Origin of the sequence: Symmachiella macrocystis (genome assembly GCF_007860075.1) — a bacterium.
GTDB lineage: Bacteria > Planctomycetota > Planctomycetia > Planctomycetales > Planctomycetaceae > Symmachiella > Symmachiella macrocystis.
Genome location: NZ_SJPP01000004.1, coordinates 195137 through 210157, shown reverse-complemented (window position 1 = coordinate 210157; position 15021 = coordinate 195137). Strand labels below are relative to the sequence as shown.

Annotated in this window: 9 protein-coding genes; 3 read left to right on the top strand and 6 right to left on the bottom strand. The window is 54.5% G+C overall.

Features of this window, described 5'->3' with window-relative positions; all coding sequences use genetic code 11:
- Positions 1 to 19: 19 nt before the first annotated feature.
- The 5 genes from CA54_RS28155 to CA54_RS28135 all read right to left on the bottom strand — a co-directional run bounded on the left by CA54_RS28155 (position 20) and on the right by CA54_RS28135 (position 7683).
- Complete coding sequence (locus CA54_RS28155; RefSeq protein ID WP_146374354.1) at positions 20 to 514, bottom strand: hypothetical protein; 495 nt, start codon at positions 512 to 514, stop codon at positions 20 to 22.
- A 344-nt stretch (positions 515 to 858) separates the two neighbouring features.
- Entirely contained in the window at positions 859 to 1470 is a 612-nt protein-coding gene (locus CA54_RS28150) for a metallophosphoesterase (protein ID WP_197532920.1), read from the bottom strand.
- A 722-nt stretch (positions 1471 to 2192) separates the two neighbouring features.
- Positions 2193 to 5351, bottom strand: coding sequence for a PVC-type heme-binding CxxCH protein (locus CA54_RS28145; RefSeq protein WP_197532919.1), 3159 nt, complete (start codon positions 5349 to 5351; stop codon positions 2193 to 2195).
- 304 nt (positions 5352 to 5655) lie between these two features.
- Positions 5656 to 6414, bottom strand: coding sequence for an NYN domain-containing protein (locus CA54_RS28140; protein ID WP_146374352.1), 759 nt, complete (start codon positions 6412 to 6414; stop codon positions 5656 to 5658).
- 318 nt (positions 6415 to 6732) lie between these two features.
- Positions 6733 to 7683, bottom strand: a complete 951-nt coding sequence (locus tag CA54_RS28135) for a hypothetical protein (protein ID WP_146374351.1) — start codon at positions 7681 to 7683, stop codon at positions 6733 to 6735.
- Positions 7684 to 8072: 389 nt separating this feature from the next.
- On the opposite strand from CA54_RS28135, the gene CA54_RS28130 reads away from it, so the two are divergent.
- Positions 8073 to 9797 carry an ArnT family glycosyltransferase gene (locus tag CA54_RS28130; RefSeq protein ID WP_146374350.1) on the top strand — a complete coding sequence of 575 codons (1725 nt, stop codon included), beginning with the start codon at positions 8073 to 8075 and terminating at the stop codon, positions 9795 to 9797.
- 282 nt (positions 9798 to 10079) lie between these two features.
- Positions 10080 to 11141 carry a substrate-binding domain-containing protein gene (locus CA54_RS28125; RefSeq protein WP_146374349.1) on the top strand — a complete coding sequence of 354 codons (1062 nt, stop codon included), beginning with the start codon at positions 10080 to 10082 and terminating at the stop codon, positions 11139 to 11141.
- A gap of 83 nt (positions 11142 to 11224) precedes the next feature.
- On the opposite strand, the gene CA54_RS28120 is transcribed toward CA54_RS28125, so the two are convergent.
- Positions 11225 to 12883, bottom strand: a complete 1659-nt coding sequence (locus CA54_RS28120) for a CehA/McbA family metallohydrolase (RefSeq protein ID WP_146374348.1) — start codon at positions 12881 to 12883, stop codon at positions 11225 to 11227.
- Positions 12884 to 13583: 700 nt separating this feature from the next.
- Between CA54_RS28120 and CA54_RS28115 the strand changes: the two genes are divergently transcribed.
- Positions 13584 to 14984, top strand: a complete 1401-nt coding sequence (locus tag CA54_RS28115; RefSeq protein ID WP_146374347.1) for an MFS transporter — start codon at positions 13584 to 13586, stop codon at positions 14982 to 14984.
- Positions 14985 to 15021: the final 37 nt, after the last annotated feature.

Here is a 15021-nt window from a genome sequence, read left to right as displayed (position 1 = left end):
CAATAAGGAAGGCCGATATTTACCGTCCAAGTGCGGCGCAATGTCGTAAATGCCTCAAGCGAACAGCCAGTTTCGCACATAATGACACTAGAAGTAGTGTTACCCGGAGAGGAAAAAGGTCGCCGGTTCGTAGGATATCACGAATATCCGCATAGCCCAGTGCCGACCTCCGTGTGAGTTCGAGCCCTTGGCTAAGCGGTGCGGTCGCTGTGAGGAAGCTTGGTAATCCACCGGACAAATCCTTTGAGTAATCCAGTGCGTCGTCAATGAGTTGGCACTGCATCACGATTCGCCACAGGATATTGAGATCTGCATCACGGGCCGTCGCACGAATTGCTTCATCAAGGCACTGATTGCCATTGACGGTCGCAGCCACCATGCCCAGCGAAAGCCGCGCGACTGCTTCACGGTAACACCTGATCTCGTGAAAACGCGAATCGTCCCCTCCAGGCAAAGGACGTCGATGCTCCAAATCCTTGAGCCTTTGCAGATATTCGGCTATGAGCGAATCCATTCCCGCTTCCTGAAGTATTCGTCGCGTTTCCAGATACTCGCTTGTGCAGCAGTATTTGTTGTCGAAAGCTGCATTGGCACAGGCTCCCAAATCGAGTAATGCAGCTACTATTCGGGCCTTACGTTTAGTCAGCAATTTCGTGTTGCGAAGCTGATAGAGCATATCAAATGCGACAATACACAAGACTCTCAGCGGTGTCCCTGGTCTGGAAGAGAATAACAGCGGCAATCCGTGCAGCAGGCAATTAGCGGCGATTAGAGTTGACCAAGCTCCGGCGCAGAATATATGCAATCTTTGGGAAATAGCGCGATGTATCAGCAGTCGGTTTCGCTGAAGTGTGGAGTTCACACGTGGCACAAGATCACCTCCCGTGGACAGCACCAACGGATCGGAACCAGATCGCTCACGCCACGACTCACCACCAGTCGTGCCGCTCCGTATTGATGGCTTAAGAAACAGTACGGATAGAAAACCGCTCCCGGGAACAGACGGTTTTGATATTCAAACGCCACCACTTGGCAGCCATGGAGATGACCTGCGAGAACCAAGTCATAGCGATTTTGGCGTGCCTTTTTCCAAATGCGCGGATTATGCGCACACAGTACGCGTACATCACCTTCAGGGATCGACGTGACGTCGGGACCGGCAAAGGCAATCACCCGCGCCCCATGCGTGACATGGACCACAGAGGAGTGAATCCATTCCCCGCCGCCAGCCACAACCGTATCCCGGACTCGGTGCATGCCAACATGCCGGTCGTGATTTCCACCGACGGCAAACACCGGTGCAATCTCGCAGAGGGAACCGACCAATTCGTTAAGCTTGCCTAATTCTGTTCGCGCATCGACCAAATCTCCACCCAATAACAGAGCGTCGATTTGTGTAGTGCGCGCGGATTCAATGACCTGTCTGCAAAGTACCTCGGAACGTCTCGGCCGCAGATGGATATCACTCACATACATCAGTCGGCACGCATCATGACGTACCGATAATCGCTCCTCGCGGACGTGAAGAGGACCGTGATTTCCAATTGTCAGTCGTCCTACAAACACTTTGTGCTCCCCCGTTGTGAGTCTCGACTGAGCGACGTTCCCCACTCGATTTCGCCTTTCGGGAAGCCGGTCGTCATGGTGATCCCAGATGGCTTTGCGGCAGCAAGTTCAATTGCCGGGCGAGAAACCTGTAACTTCTCTCATATGATAATACACATTTGCAGATACTTTGCAATGCAAAGTGTGCGGTGTGTCCGAATCGTGGGCAACCGGAGTGGCTGTGCAGGGCGAGAGCGCAATCTCGTGGATTGGCCGACTCAATCCCTTACCGGAACGTTTAATGGTTGCTCAGACTACCCGTCGCCGCAAGTCCGCGCACAATTATCATGGTCGTGGTTATTCGTAGCGAGGCGGAGCAAACTTTCTCGCAACCGCAGAGGCGATGCGTGAAATGCTCGATGACACGGGTTTCCGCAAAGTCTCCTGGACAGACAAGACGGAGGTGAGTTTGGCTTGAATCACAGAATTACTACCGAAACTTGCAGACGCCCCGTCACTCGGACCGCCGGTGGTCACGGGAGCACAGTTTGGGGAATAGGCCGAAAACCTGTGGAGAAATCTGCATCGGGGCTGCCTGCAGGTCGTTCAAGCGATCTACGAACGTGCTGCTCAATAGGGGCCGTGATTCACTTCGAAGCTTTTAAGAAGGTAATCAGGTCGACCAGTTGTTGCGGTGTGAGTTGTTTGTCGAGACCATCGGGCATGATGGAGACCGTTCCCTCAACGCGTTCGTCGACATCATCAATGGGAATGTGTAGAGCTTTCTCCGCATCCACCTGCAACACCAACTCAGTCGAGGATTCGTCGATAATAATCCCGCTGTGGACTTTGCCGTCGACTGTAGCAATCGCCGTCGGCTCGAAGCTACGCACGAAACTGGCGCTGGGGAACAGGACCGACTCCAGTAAATCCCGCTCGCTGCGGATGCCGCCGATTCGTGTCAGGTCAGGTCCCACGCGGCCGCCGAGATATCCCATCGCATGGCAGGCGATGCAAGAGACTTTGGAACTGTGGAACACCTTTTGGCCGCGACGGATGTCGCCTTGGTCGAGCTTGCCCAGGATCGACTCTAGCTTTTGGTATTTTTGTTGGTTCTCACGTTCGATTCGTGCGAGCAAGGGGAGCGAACTGGTGAGGACATCCCCGCCAAACACAGCGAACTGCTTGCGGAGTTCATCGGGAGACAACGAAGAGACCGACGCGGAGTTTGCGAGGGCATTGACCAATTTTGTCCCAACCTGCGCGTCGCCGGATTTCGTGAACAGTTCCATGAGCCGTTTGAGCTCCATGGGGCCGGTCGTCTCAGTTGCGTCGGCAACGACTTGCAACTGCGCGCTGCTGAGCGGCGTGCTGAGCAGAATGTCCGTCGCGAGTGACCGCAGCGAGATCCCGTTTTCAATGTCTAAATTCTCGCAGAGGAATGCCAACAGATCGCGATTCAATTTCCGGTCCGTTGCCGGGAGAGCGACCAGCGCCTGGAGGCGAATTTGTGCGGGGAGCGTGGCATCACTCACAATACTTCGCAATTGGGTCGCCGTTGTGGCGGATGGTTTGCCATTGGAGAGCGTGCTGACCGCTTTGACGGTTTTTTCCAGCAACGCCGCGTCGGTTGCGGACAGATGTTTCTGTAGCGGCGCGGACCAAGCAGCCGGCATTGTTTTCAGGCCGCTGAAAATCATTGCATTCAACACTGCCGCCTGAACTTCGGTCTTGATGGATTGATCCGTCAATGCGGTCGCCATCACCGCTTGCACCCCGGGATCTTTGACGAAACGTTCCAAACGCCCTGAGAACGCTGTGAGTTCTTCGGGATCTGTTTGTGGGCGATGCACCGCCTTTTCAAACACTGCCGCCATTTCGCCCGCCCATTCCGGATGACTTTCCGCAATCCACCACGCTGTTTCTCGCAGCGGTTCCTCTGGCGAATCCAACAACCCGACAACATCGGCCGCCTGTAGTTCACCGTTGGGCATCTGGTCGAGGGCAATCAAAGCCGCGCGGTGCACCAAGGGATTGGCATGCGCCAATGCCCGTCGAGTCTGCGCCGGGTCACCAATTTCGATCGCTGCATAAATCAGTGAATGCTCTAATGCTCGATCTTGTAAAGTTGTTTCGTCTACCGCGGCGAGTAGCTTGTCGACCGTTTCGACCGAACCAATACGGCCCAGCGCTTCGGCGGCGGCGCGGCGATTGTTGGGTGAAGAATTGCCGAGCATCGCAACCAGCGATTGTTCTGCCTCGGCATCGCGCCGTAGGCTGATTGAATGTAGCGCCGCTTGGCGCACGGTTTCATCGCTATCCGACAGTGCAGCACGGACAGCGGCGCGTGCCGTAGGCGCATCAATGCGTGTGAGTGTCCAAACAATGTTGAGTCGCTGTTGTGGATTATGCGATGTTTTTAACAGGTCGCTTAACAGCGTGACTACTTCGTCGCCTTGCTTTCCCAACTGCTTTATCGCCCGCTGCGCAACCGTTGGTCGCGGATCGCCCAAAAGGGCCGCCAACTGCGGGTTGGTGATCTCTTTCCAGTCGATCGCCAGTCCTCGCGGGTCGCTGATTTCGTGAGCTCCGGTGCGGCGAATGCGATAGACGGCGCCTAAAATGTCGGGCTTGTGCAATTGCGATGTCGGACAGCAGAGCTTGTACCAACCGCCCGTGTCGATCACCAACAGGCTACCGTCGGCATCTTCGATGATATCTGTGGGGTGAAAATCCAAGTTGTCGCTGACCAAAAAATCTTCGTCTTGCGTTTCAAATGAGGCTCCGTGGGGAACGAGCACTTGGTGGGTGATTTTGTGCATATTGAACAAGCAGGTCATGATGCTGTCACGATATCCTTCGCCCAACTGATCGGATTTCAAACGCACCAACCCGCAGGGGGCAGCGGCGCCGAGATGTGTGAGGACCGGCATGAGCGCGCCGGTTCGCGGATGGCTATCGAGAACGCTGTGCTCTTTTCCATAGACTCCGCCGTAAATGGCATGAATCAACCCATCGCGCAAACCGCCAGCTGGGTGTTGAAAAAACGTGGTGGAGAAAATCCGCTCGCCGCCGGGCGTGAAGACGACTTCCACCGGATTGTCCATCCCGCCGGTCATCACCGATTCCACCGGACCGCCGTCGGGGTGTCGGCGAAAGATATGGGATGCCTTGGTGACCAAATCGGGCCGCTCTGGTTGCGGATGAGTTTGCTCGGCGAAAGCTCCTTTACACCAGTAGATCCAACCGTCCAGTCCGAGGTAAGGGCCATGCAGGTCATTGGCGCAGCCGGTCAGCGTCTTCGCATCGAACCAGACTTCGCGTTTGTCGGCGAAACCATCGTCGTTGGTGTCGGTTAGTTTCCAGATTTCAGGCGGGGCCGCCACATAAACCGATCCCTCGTGCCACAGCACCCCTTCGGGAAACATCATCTTGTCGGCGAAAACAGTGCTCTTGTCGAAATGGCCATCGCCATCGATATCATCCAGACGAAGCAGACGATGCGGACGCTTCTCCAACTGCACTTGGATTTTCTCGTTTGATCCGCTCGAATCAGAGACATAAAACCGGCCTTGTTCGTCAAAATCCCCGCTGATCGGGCGATCCACAACGGGTGGCCCGGCGACCTGTTCGATCGTAAACCCTGCAGGCAATGTAAACGTATGCCCGTTGAGTTTGAATTCATCCGCCCGCGTCCATGCGCTGGGCGTCGCTATGATAATGAGGAGCAAGGCCCCAAACGGCGTGCTAGACGCAGAGAGAGAATTCGCGAACATCTGTTTCGCAAAACGGACAGGATTGTGCATTGTCTATACGCCCTTGAGGGGTCATGTCCCGGTTGTGAATTCGTTCCATCGGGACGGAACCTTTGCAGCCGTTCGATTTTAGACCAATGGCTAGTCACCTACCAGAGCGCCGGTCGGGGACAGTCTACGAATCGTGAGCGCGGAATTTCCGTGGTCAGAGGTCTGGGAGAAAATACCGTTAGTGATGGAGTCGGTAATTCGCTGTTGCCAAGCAGTGATTACGGTCACTCATAGGCTTTTTTCCAGAGATATGGAGTGGAACGCCGGACTCCCGTCACCGAATCATCCAACAATTCAGCGCAGCTTACTCTTCCTTGGAACGGACTTCGTAGTTACCGCGACTCTCGTCGTAATCGAGTTCAATCAGCCCCTTAGCAGCGATGCCTTGCAGTAACTGGGAGAAACTTGAGTAGCCGTAATAACCTTCGTTGAATCCCGGATACACGCGGCGCAGGGCTTGTTTGAGTGCGGATCCCCAGACGATGTCGTAGTCCTGTTCCACAGAATGCAAGACTTCCAGGAGTTGGTCGGCGACTTCCTGCTTCTTGTCAGGTTTTGCCTTATCTTTTTTGGGTGCGCGACGACTTTTCGTGGCTGCGCGGATCAAGTCGTCATAGTAGATGAATTCGTCGCAGTTGGCGATTAGCAGATCAGAGGTGGAACTTTTGACCCCGCAGCCGATCACGCGCTTATTGTTTTCTTTCAGCTTGGAAACCAAGGGGGAGAAATCGCTGTCGCCTGAAATCAAAGCGAAGGCGTCGATGTGCTGCTTTGAATAGCACAGATCGAGCGCATCGACGACCATATGAATGTCCGCACTGTTTTTGCCGCTCATTTTGGTTTGCGGAATATCGATCAGTTCAATGCCCTGCGCGTGAAACTTCCGCACATCATCGGCATAATTTCGCCAATCGCAGTAAGCGCGTTTGAAGACAATGCGTCCTTTCTCCAGCAACCGCTTGAGGATCAGCCGCATCTCAAAGTTGCCCGCCTTCATATCACGCACGCCGATGGCCAAGTTTTCAAAATCGACAAATACCGCAATCAAGGGTTCAGCTGACATCTATAATTTGATCCGTATGGGAAAGAGTGTGGCGATCTAGTCGATTCACTTCCATGTTACGCAGTGAGAGCGAATTCAAGCCCTACATTCTCTCGTGCGTGGTGAGAATGTGCAAGTTCCTCGGTAATCATAGCGTGATTCGAGCCATTTGGCTCTTTCCATTTAGAAACATTGCGGCTGCCAGCCACTGCAACACAAACAGCGCACATGTGCGAACGATTCGTTGGTCGGTCAGATTGTCATTTCATCGCTGAGCGACAGTCTGGCAACCACATTGGCGGGGGGCAGCATCTACTTGGAAGGAACACCGCGACTCGTTCAATCGGCCAAGTCTGACAATTCATACCGGTCGACTTGTGTGCCTTGCGCGTGCCAGATTTGACTGGGGTGCCCAGGGATGAAATCGAAACCTTCGAGATGCGAAAGTGACTCTACGATAGGCCATACGCGAGTTGGCCTCAGAGTGTCGTCAGTGAGACGTTCCGGTAAGTCAAATTCAAAAAGCCCGTCCATGTCTCCAAATGTATGAATCGTGTATAGCTTTTTTCCAACTACGCGAATTCCTTGCGAGAAATGCATTGGCTTAGGATACCGTAAGGTCCCGTCTCGAATCAGCCGCTCGCCTTCGATTTTGTAGCGATGGATGCCAAGATCGCTGAGGTCGCCGACCCACAAATGTTGTCCGTCAAAGCAGACCGGGTCAATCCACGTCACGTCTTGCGAAATGTCCCACGTCTTGACGACTTTCAGGTCACTGTCGCGAATCTTTGCGATAATTGACCGATCGAGTTTTGGGTCGTGTTTTCCGTTTTCCGGTCCATGCAACAGTCCGGCCCAAATAAATCCGTCGTGGTAATCGATGGCGCCGATGTGATTAACACCGTCGATGCGGATCATCTTTTCTTCCAGCAGTTTCCAATGAGTGTTGTAACGAAAGATCGAACTTGATGTAGAGGTGAAGTAGTGTTTCTTGGCCAGCGCTAGCCCCTGAGTCGCGGCGCCGCCATTGAATGTGTGTTTTTCCACCAGTCTCGATTCGGCCTTGCGCACGTCGTTTGCCGCCTTGTTGTTTGGCGTCTGCACGCCCTTTTGAGCGATGCGGATGATACCAGCATCTGCTTTGTTGATGGAGGAGACTCTCCCATCCGGCAGATTTTCGATTGCAAAGCATGTGGTTGAATCGGGAATGTTCGTCGGTTCATTCGCCTGCACGACAGCCGATAGCTGAATGAGAGCGGTTGCAAAAGTGGCTAGGTAGAGCTGGGACATTGCGGGTCTCGTCAACTTTTTTGAGAAAGGAATGTAGAAGACCGTCATTCGAAGGCAGCGGTTTGGGGTGACGGGCGGAGCAGATCTGGCTAACAGCTGTCGCCCCCCAGCATGATACGGGTAGGGGACGAATGAATGCCAATCAAGTGCCGTGACCTGAAGTCCTGCAGCCCCAGACCAATTTCACGTTGACGCATTTGGCCGAATGAGATAAAGAACCTCGCTACGCCACTCTGGGACCAGGAAAATAGGTGTTTCTGCTTTGTAACGAGCGAAATATCGAAACGTTTTGTGCGAAATTGCAGACTTTCGCCCGCGAAACCCCCAGATGTAATGTTATTGGATTTGAGCTTCACACGCGGCGGGAAATTTGTTTTTTCGAGGGAGCAATGATTATCGGCAGCGCTGATCGCCCAAGCAGCTCTTGGATTCGCTCGTCGAATGCCATGATTCTGGTCGCCATTGTTACGATTTTTGTTGTCCGTCTGGCGACGTTGGGCACGCTTGCCGTCACCGATAACACCGAAGCGCGTCATGCCGAAATTGGTTGGCATATGTACCGCACGGGCAATTGGGTGACACCCACGTTTTATCTCCGCGGGCAACTCAAACCTTTCTCAGGCAAACCCCCGCTTTCGTTCTGGATGACTGCCGCGGCGTATCAGGTTTTCGGAGTCTCGGAATGGGCGGCGCGTCTTCCCAGTTGGCTGCTGGGGGGAGCGATTGTCTTGATGACGGTCTTGTTCGGCCGCCGGTTTTGGAGTGCCCAGGTGGGACTGCTGGCGGGATTGGTACTGGCTTCATCTGGTTTATTCTTTGTGCTCAGTGGAGCGTGTATTCTCGATATGGCGCTCGCTGCCACGGTTTGCTTGGCCATGATCTCGTTTGCGTTCTTTGTGGCTGACGACGCCAATTCGCTTGGGTGGGGGCGGACGTTCTTTTTCGCCTTGGGACTGGGATGTTTGGCCAAAGGGCCGGTGTCTGTTGTGCTCGTGGGGATAGCCCTCATGGGCTGGTTGGCTTTAACACGCCAGTGGAAGGTACTGAAGCGTTTGCCATGGGGTTCCGGGACAGCGATTGCAATTGCCGTAGCTGCTCCTTGGTACGCGTTGGCGGAGCAGGCGAATCCGGGGTTTCTGCGCTACTTTTTGATCAACGAACACATTTTACGGTACCTGAAACACGACTACGGTGATCGCTATGGCGGTGGACATACACAGCCTTATGGCGCGAGTTGGGTGATGCTGGTCATCGCGTTTCTGCCATGGACACCATTGTTGGTTCGCTTTGCCATTGAATCGTGGCGCGGTCGCCGAAATGCTGCGGCGCAGCCGCGCGATCTGTGGTTGATGTACGCGATTGTTTGGGGAGTGACACCGGCTGTCTTTTTCACCCTGTGCCGACAAATCCTGGTTACCTATGTGGTGCCCGGATTTGCGGGTCTGGCGTTGGCTGTGGCGGTTGTTCTCGTACGTTGGCTACAGTCGGCCGAGAAAGCCGCTTTGCTCAAATTGCTGCGTGTAAGTACCGTCGGCAGCACGTTCCTTTTACTGGTCGCATTTATCGGCCAACTGATTTATCCCGTTTCGCCTGTGGAATTCCTCGGATTTCTGGCAGCGGCCAGCTTGTGCTTTGCAGCCGCTTGGTTTGGCCACCAGCAGAATGATGGGATGATCCTGTCGTCAGCCGTGGGTATGGGGATTCCGCTCTTTATGACAATGGCTTTGTCGTCCGGGAGCACGTTGATTAACGATGCTTATTCCACAAAAACGATCGTCGCGCGGGTTGCCGGACTGACGGAGGCGCGCGGGTGGCCGATTGTGTTGCCCATGGGTGATGAAAATTCCGCAAACTTCTACGTCGAGGCTTGTCATGACGGGCAGATCGTGCGGCATACGGATCGCGGTGCCTCTTGCGTTTTGGAGAGAGTCGAGCAATCGCCGCAGGAAATCTTGGTGTTCAAGCGAAAGCATTGGCGGTCATTAAATCCGGAGGTTCGTCACGGGCTTTATCCGGTGACCGAGACCGGGCATTGGGTAGCGTTCAGCACTCAAAACCCTTCGTCGCCGGCTCCTTCGGTAGCCTACAATGATGACGAGCAGGCCCGCCAGTAGCGGTACGGCGTGAATGCATTCTCTGTGATGTGGTGTTCTTTGAGCTGTGTCTCTCCCCAAGGGGCAGGGGCGGTTGCTGCCGAGTTGCGATGAAAGCTTTGGCTTGCCTGGGTCGTGGACATCTTCTCATTTTCCCACACGAAACACCTTGATGCGGCTCAGTAGGGGACTCGCCCTCCCGGGGACGCTGTTGCGCGAGCGCAAGGCGATGTTGGGAGGCCGCGCTCTTCGGTTTGTGAGCGAAGTGACAATGGCAGGATAAAAGCGTAGAATGGCAGGACTATGACAACCAATCCACCAAGCCGTAATCGTGTTCGTCAACTTCGCACTGCCGCTGGATTGACGCAGGCGGAGCTGGGGCAGCTTGCGGGGATTTCCCGCACGGCAGTGACCGCTATTGAGGGTGAGCGGCTTGTTCCGTCCGTCTCAGCGGCATTGGCATTGGCGTTGGCGTTGGAAACGACTGTAGAAGTATTGTTCGGGCCGACGGATGCTTCGGAACAATCTCCCGCTTGGGCCTGGGAGCCACAGACGACAAAGCAGCCTTATTGGCAAGCGGAAGTTGGGGGACGGCATTGGTTGTACCCGGCCGAGACGGCCCCGATGTATACGCTGCTGCCCGATGGTAGCGGGGCTTCCCAATTGTCGACGACAGCCGGCTCACAACGGCTTCTCAACAAAACCCTTGTGATCGCCTGCTGCGATCCGGCTGCGGGATTGCTGGCGAGCGAATTTGCACAAGCAACCGGCCAGCGTATGTTGATATTGTCTCACTCCAGCCGTGAAGCCCTCAAATTGTTGCGAGAGGGCAAAGTGCATCTTGCCGGGTTACATCTTTCCTCAGCGGACGAGACGGAAGGTAACGCCCAAGTGGTGCGGGAGGTGCTGGGAAGCGATTATCAATTGTTGCGCATCGCTCGCTGGCAAGAGGGAATCGCTGTGGCGTCTAGTTCCCGTATTAAGTCCGTACGCGGGGCTTTGCGCTCAAAGCTGAGATGGGTCGGCCGCGAGCCGGGATCTGGTGCCCGGCAATGTCTGGACCGTTTGCTGGGCAATCGCAGCAGCCCTCGACGCGTCGCGCACAATCATCGTGGCGTGGCAGACGCCGTGAATTCCGGTTGGGCCGATGCCGGAGTTTGCGTGGAACTGACCAGCTCCGAGGCGGGTTTGGTTTTTCTACCCGTGCAAATCGAAGCCTACGACCTATGCATTCCCAATGCGTTCCTGGATGACCCGCGCATCCAAGCCTTGCTCAAGGTTGTCCGGTCGACAAATTATCGCCGTTTATTGGACTCTTTGCCGGGCTATGAAGCGAGCACGACAGGCGAGTTGAGCGCGTGCTAATTCGTCTGCTTCTCAGCTCGATTTCTCGAACAACACTCAATGTAACGACGAAATCGCCCCGGCCATCCAGCAGCTGTTCAAAATTAATCTGTTGATTTCAGCAGCTTCCTCAATGCGTCGTCGCTGGCTTGAAAGTAGTTCAAGACTTGTTCGCGTTGTGGAAATTCACGGCTACGCTGAAACGCGATGCGTTCTTCGACCTTATCCAACAACCATAAAATGCTCGCTTCGTTCCTGACGGGGCGCTGGCCTAGGCTGACATAAACGGGATTCGTGTGAGCTTCAGAGTCATCCCGGCTGCTGGCGCTCTTGGAGAAGGCGCGCACCGCCACCCACGTTGAATCCTGGACCTTCAGCGTGTCGGTCCAGTCCACCGGATCAGTGCGTTGTGCTTCCTCCAACTGCTTTCGTGAAATGATTTCTCCTCCCACGATTATTTGAATTTCATCGACAGGGCTCAGTAGGCTCTGCATGCGCACCCGTACTGACAATTCCTGTTCGCCATCGGGAAGAGCGAGTGTATCGCCCGGCCGTTTATCGTTGACGGTCACTTGCAATAACGGTCCGGTCGTAAAAAAGCTACGGCCGGCAGCGGCGGCGGCATTCCAGTTTTCAAACGTTGGTGCAGCCGACAAATGTACGTAGGTCCGGCAATCTCCTAACGCGCGACAATAGGGATAGTCCGAAGCGCCAACTGCGGGAAAGTGATAGCCCGCGTTGAGGATGTGATACCACCCCTCCAACGAGATACCGCGGTACTCGGCAAATTGCAGTAACTCCACGCCGTTGGTCGCGCGCTGCGCGAAGTCGATGTAGATCTCTTTGGAATATCCACCATGGGCGTGGAAGGCGAATCCGCCCAGGCCATGTAGTTCGTCGGCCACCATGCCGAACGGCGGCCAATTGTTGGGATCTGTTTTTAAACCATCCGCATCGACTAAGCGGCTTCCGCCAATCAAGCAAATATGACCAAACGTCCCGCAGCGGTATTCCTGTCCGGAAGAAATCTGGTAAGCGCCGCGACGGCGAACCGACTCCTTTCCTATTCCGTTGAGTTGATGCCAAATTTGCTGATCCATCACCGGTCGGTACGTACGCGTGTCATTCATGCAGAGAATGTGACCGAAACGAATGTCCTCAGCGGCCAGCAAATCAAGTGCCCGCTGATCCTCTTCTTCACTACGGCGGTCGAGATGAATGTGCGTATCGCCCGAGTACCACCCCTCAGCCGCCAGATCGACAGTCCGCTTGAGCGGTACGTCTACCGCGGTCGGTTGCCCAACCGCGACCTCTGTTTTGACAACGACGGGACGATATTCGAAGCCCTTCCATACTTCGATCCGCGTTGCACCCGCCGGGACGACCACTTCGCACTGGCCGTCGCAATAGAAAAACCAACCGTAGTAACGAAACGGACCTTTCCCTTGGCGATTCCCTAAACGAGACAGGCTCCAGGGGGCCAGCGGATTATCAACCGGTTCGTAATAGTTTCCATCGACTCCCACGACATTGACGCGGCAGAAGACCGGTCGACCCGCCTCGGTGACCGACAACTTGAGGCTCCCACTGCTCTGGAGCACAGCTTTCGCGGGTTTTCCCGTTTTCCTCGTTCCGGGAATTTGGTGGATCTCAACCTCACCTAGAGTATCGCTGTCACTCAACGCCGAGCGTCCCCACCAAGCCGCCGCCAGTAAAATCAAGGCGGTCAATACGGCTGTGTTGAGCTTTGAGAGTGAATTCATAAACACGCATCCCAACAAACTTCTCAGCAAATATCCCCGTGAGTCTTTCAGGGTACCAAACCGTTCTCCACCGGGAAACGGCTAGGACGCAGCATTTCATTGTGGCGTTGCTTTGGCAGCAGTCGCGGCTATTTGTCTAAACAATTGCACGCCATGTAAGAAATGACCATGAAAAACTCACGCACTCACAACGCGATCAAGTGCAAGCAGCCTGCACTGAAATTCAACCAGACCTGCCCATCGGATGGGCAGGCTGAGGTCTCGACGGAGCTTAAGTCTCGAGCCGGTCACTTTGCCTGATTCGTCTTAAAATCGGTGGGAAAACATCTTTTTCGCAAAGTGAGAATTCGCAGTTGTAGCTGGTCGATCGGGGTGTGGCACACAAATTGCTTTGTGAGATACCTAACGAAGTGGCTTGATAACCAAACCAATTCAAACATTCGATCGACGGGAGCGTCTTTCGACAAGTTTGCGGGGTTGTCTTCACAGGGCGAACTGCCGCAATGAATTTCATCTCGATCCTCGGGCACCCACCCGAGACCGTTATTGCCTCGTTTAAAGACCATCCCAACAAACGCCATTGTTGCACGCTTTTAGTTAGTGGCGATTCGCCCAGGCGATATCGCTCGGCGTAGAGTTTGCGCGCTGGTGGGGCATGGCGAGCCAGATTGACATCTACACTCTTACAGGTTTTTGATTCATGGAACTGAAAAACAAAGCCACTCGGTTTGGTCCGCGTGAAATCTTTAACTTCAAGCTTCTCAAGACGCCGCAGATGCGGGCGTTTCATATGAGTTGGTTTGCATTTTTCCTTTGTTTCTTCGCCTGGTTTGGCATTGCGCCGTTGATGAAGATCGTGGCAAAGGAGATGAGCCTGTCCAAATCGCAAATTGGATGGTGCATCATCGGGTCGGTGGCCATCACGGTGCTCGCCCGCCTCTTTATCGGTTGGTTGTGTGATCGCGTCGGTCCGCGACTGGCCTACACATGGCTACTGCTGCTTGGATCAATTCCGGTGATGTGCATCGGCTTTGCGCACGACTTTACGACGTTTCTAATTTTCCGTATTGCAATCGGAGCCATCGGCGCTTCATTTGTGATTACGCAATACCACACCTCAGTGATGTTCGCCCCGAATTGTGTAGGGACGGCCAATGCAACCAGCGCCGGATGGGGCAACCTCGGCGGGGGCGTCACACAGATGGTGATGCCGCTCGTTTTTGCCGGATTCGTCACACTGCTGGGTTTCAGCGAATCAATCGGCTGGCGGGCCTCAATGTTCGTCGCCGGTTTGATGTGCGCGTTGACAGGCGTGGCCTACTATTTCTTAACGCAGGACGCACCGGACGGCAATTTTAGTGAACTACGCGCCCAAGGTTTGCTCCCTAAAAAAGAGGAAAGCAAAGGCACGTTTGCCGAAGCGGCGAAGGACTACCGTGTGTGGGCCTTATTCATTATCTACGGGACCTGTTTCGGCATTGAGTTGACGATCAACAACGTAGCCACTTTGTATTTCCTCAATCACTTTGACTACTTCCAAGAAATGGACAGCGTCAAAGCGCTCAGTATCGCCGGATTGATTGCCGGTTCCTTTGGATTAATGAACCTGTTTGCTCGGACGTTGGGGGGGCACTTTGGCGACAAGTTTGGTGCCAAATGGGGACTTTCGGGACGCGTGAAATGGTTATTCGTCGTGCTGTTCTGTGAAGGTTTGGCGCTGATGCTGTTTTCACAGATGAATGTCTTGCTATTGGCGATCCCGGCTTTGATCTTGTTTAGCCTGTTTGTGCAAATGTCCGAAGGCGCAACCTTCTCTGTGGTGCCGTTCATCAACAAGCGGGCCTTGGGTTCGGTCTCAGGCATCGTAGGGGCCGGCGGAAATGCAGGGGCCGTTGCGGCAGGATTCCTCTTCAAGGCCGAGTCGCTTTCCTGGCCGACGGCGTTGTTTATTCTTGGCTCTATCGTCACATGCTGTTCGTTCTTTTGTTTCGCGGTGAACTTCAGTGAGGCTGCCGAAACCGAAGCTCGGCTCCACACAGATGCGGCCGGTGTCGGCCTATCCGGGCCATTGGAATTGGAACCCGTCCCGGCGACTTCTTAACGCCACTCGCTGTGCAGAATACACACACGACCAATTC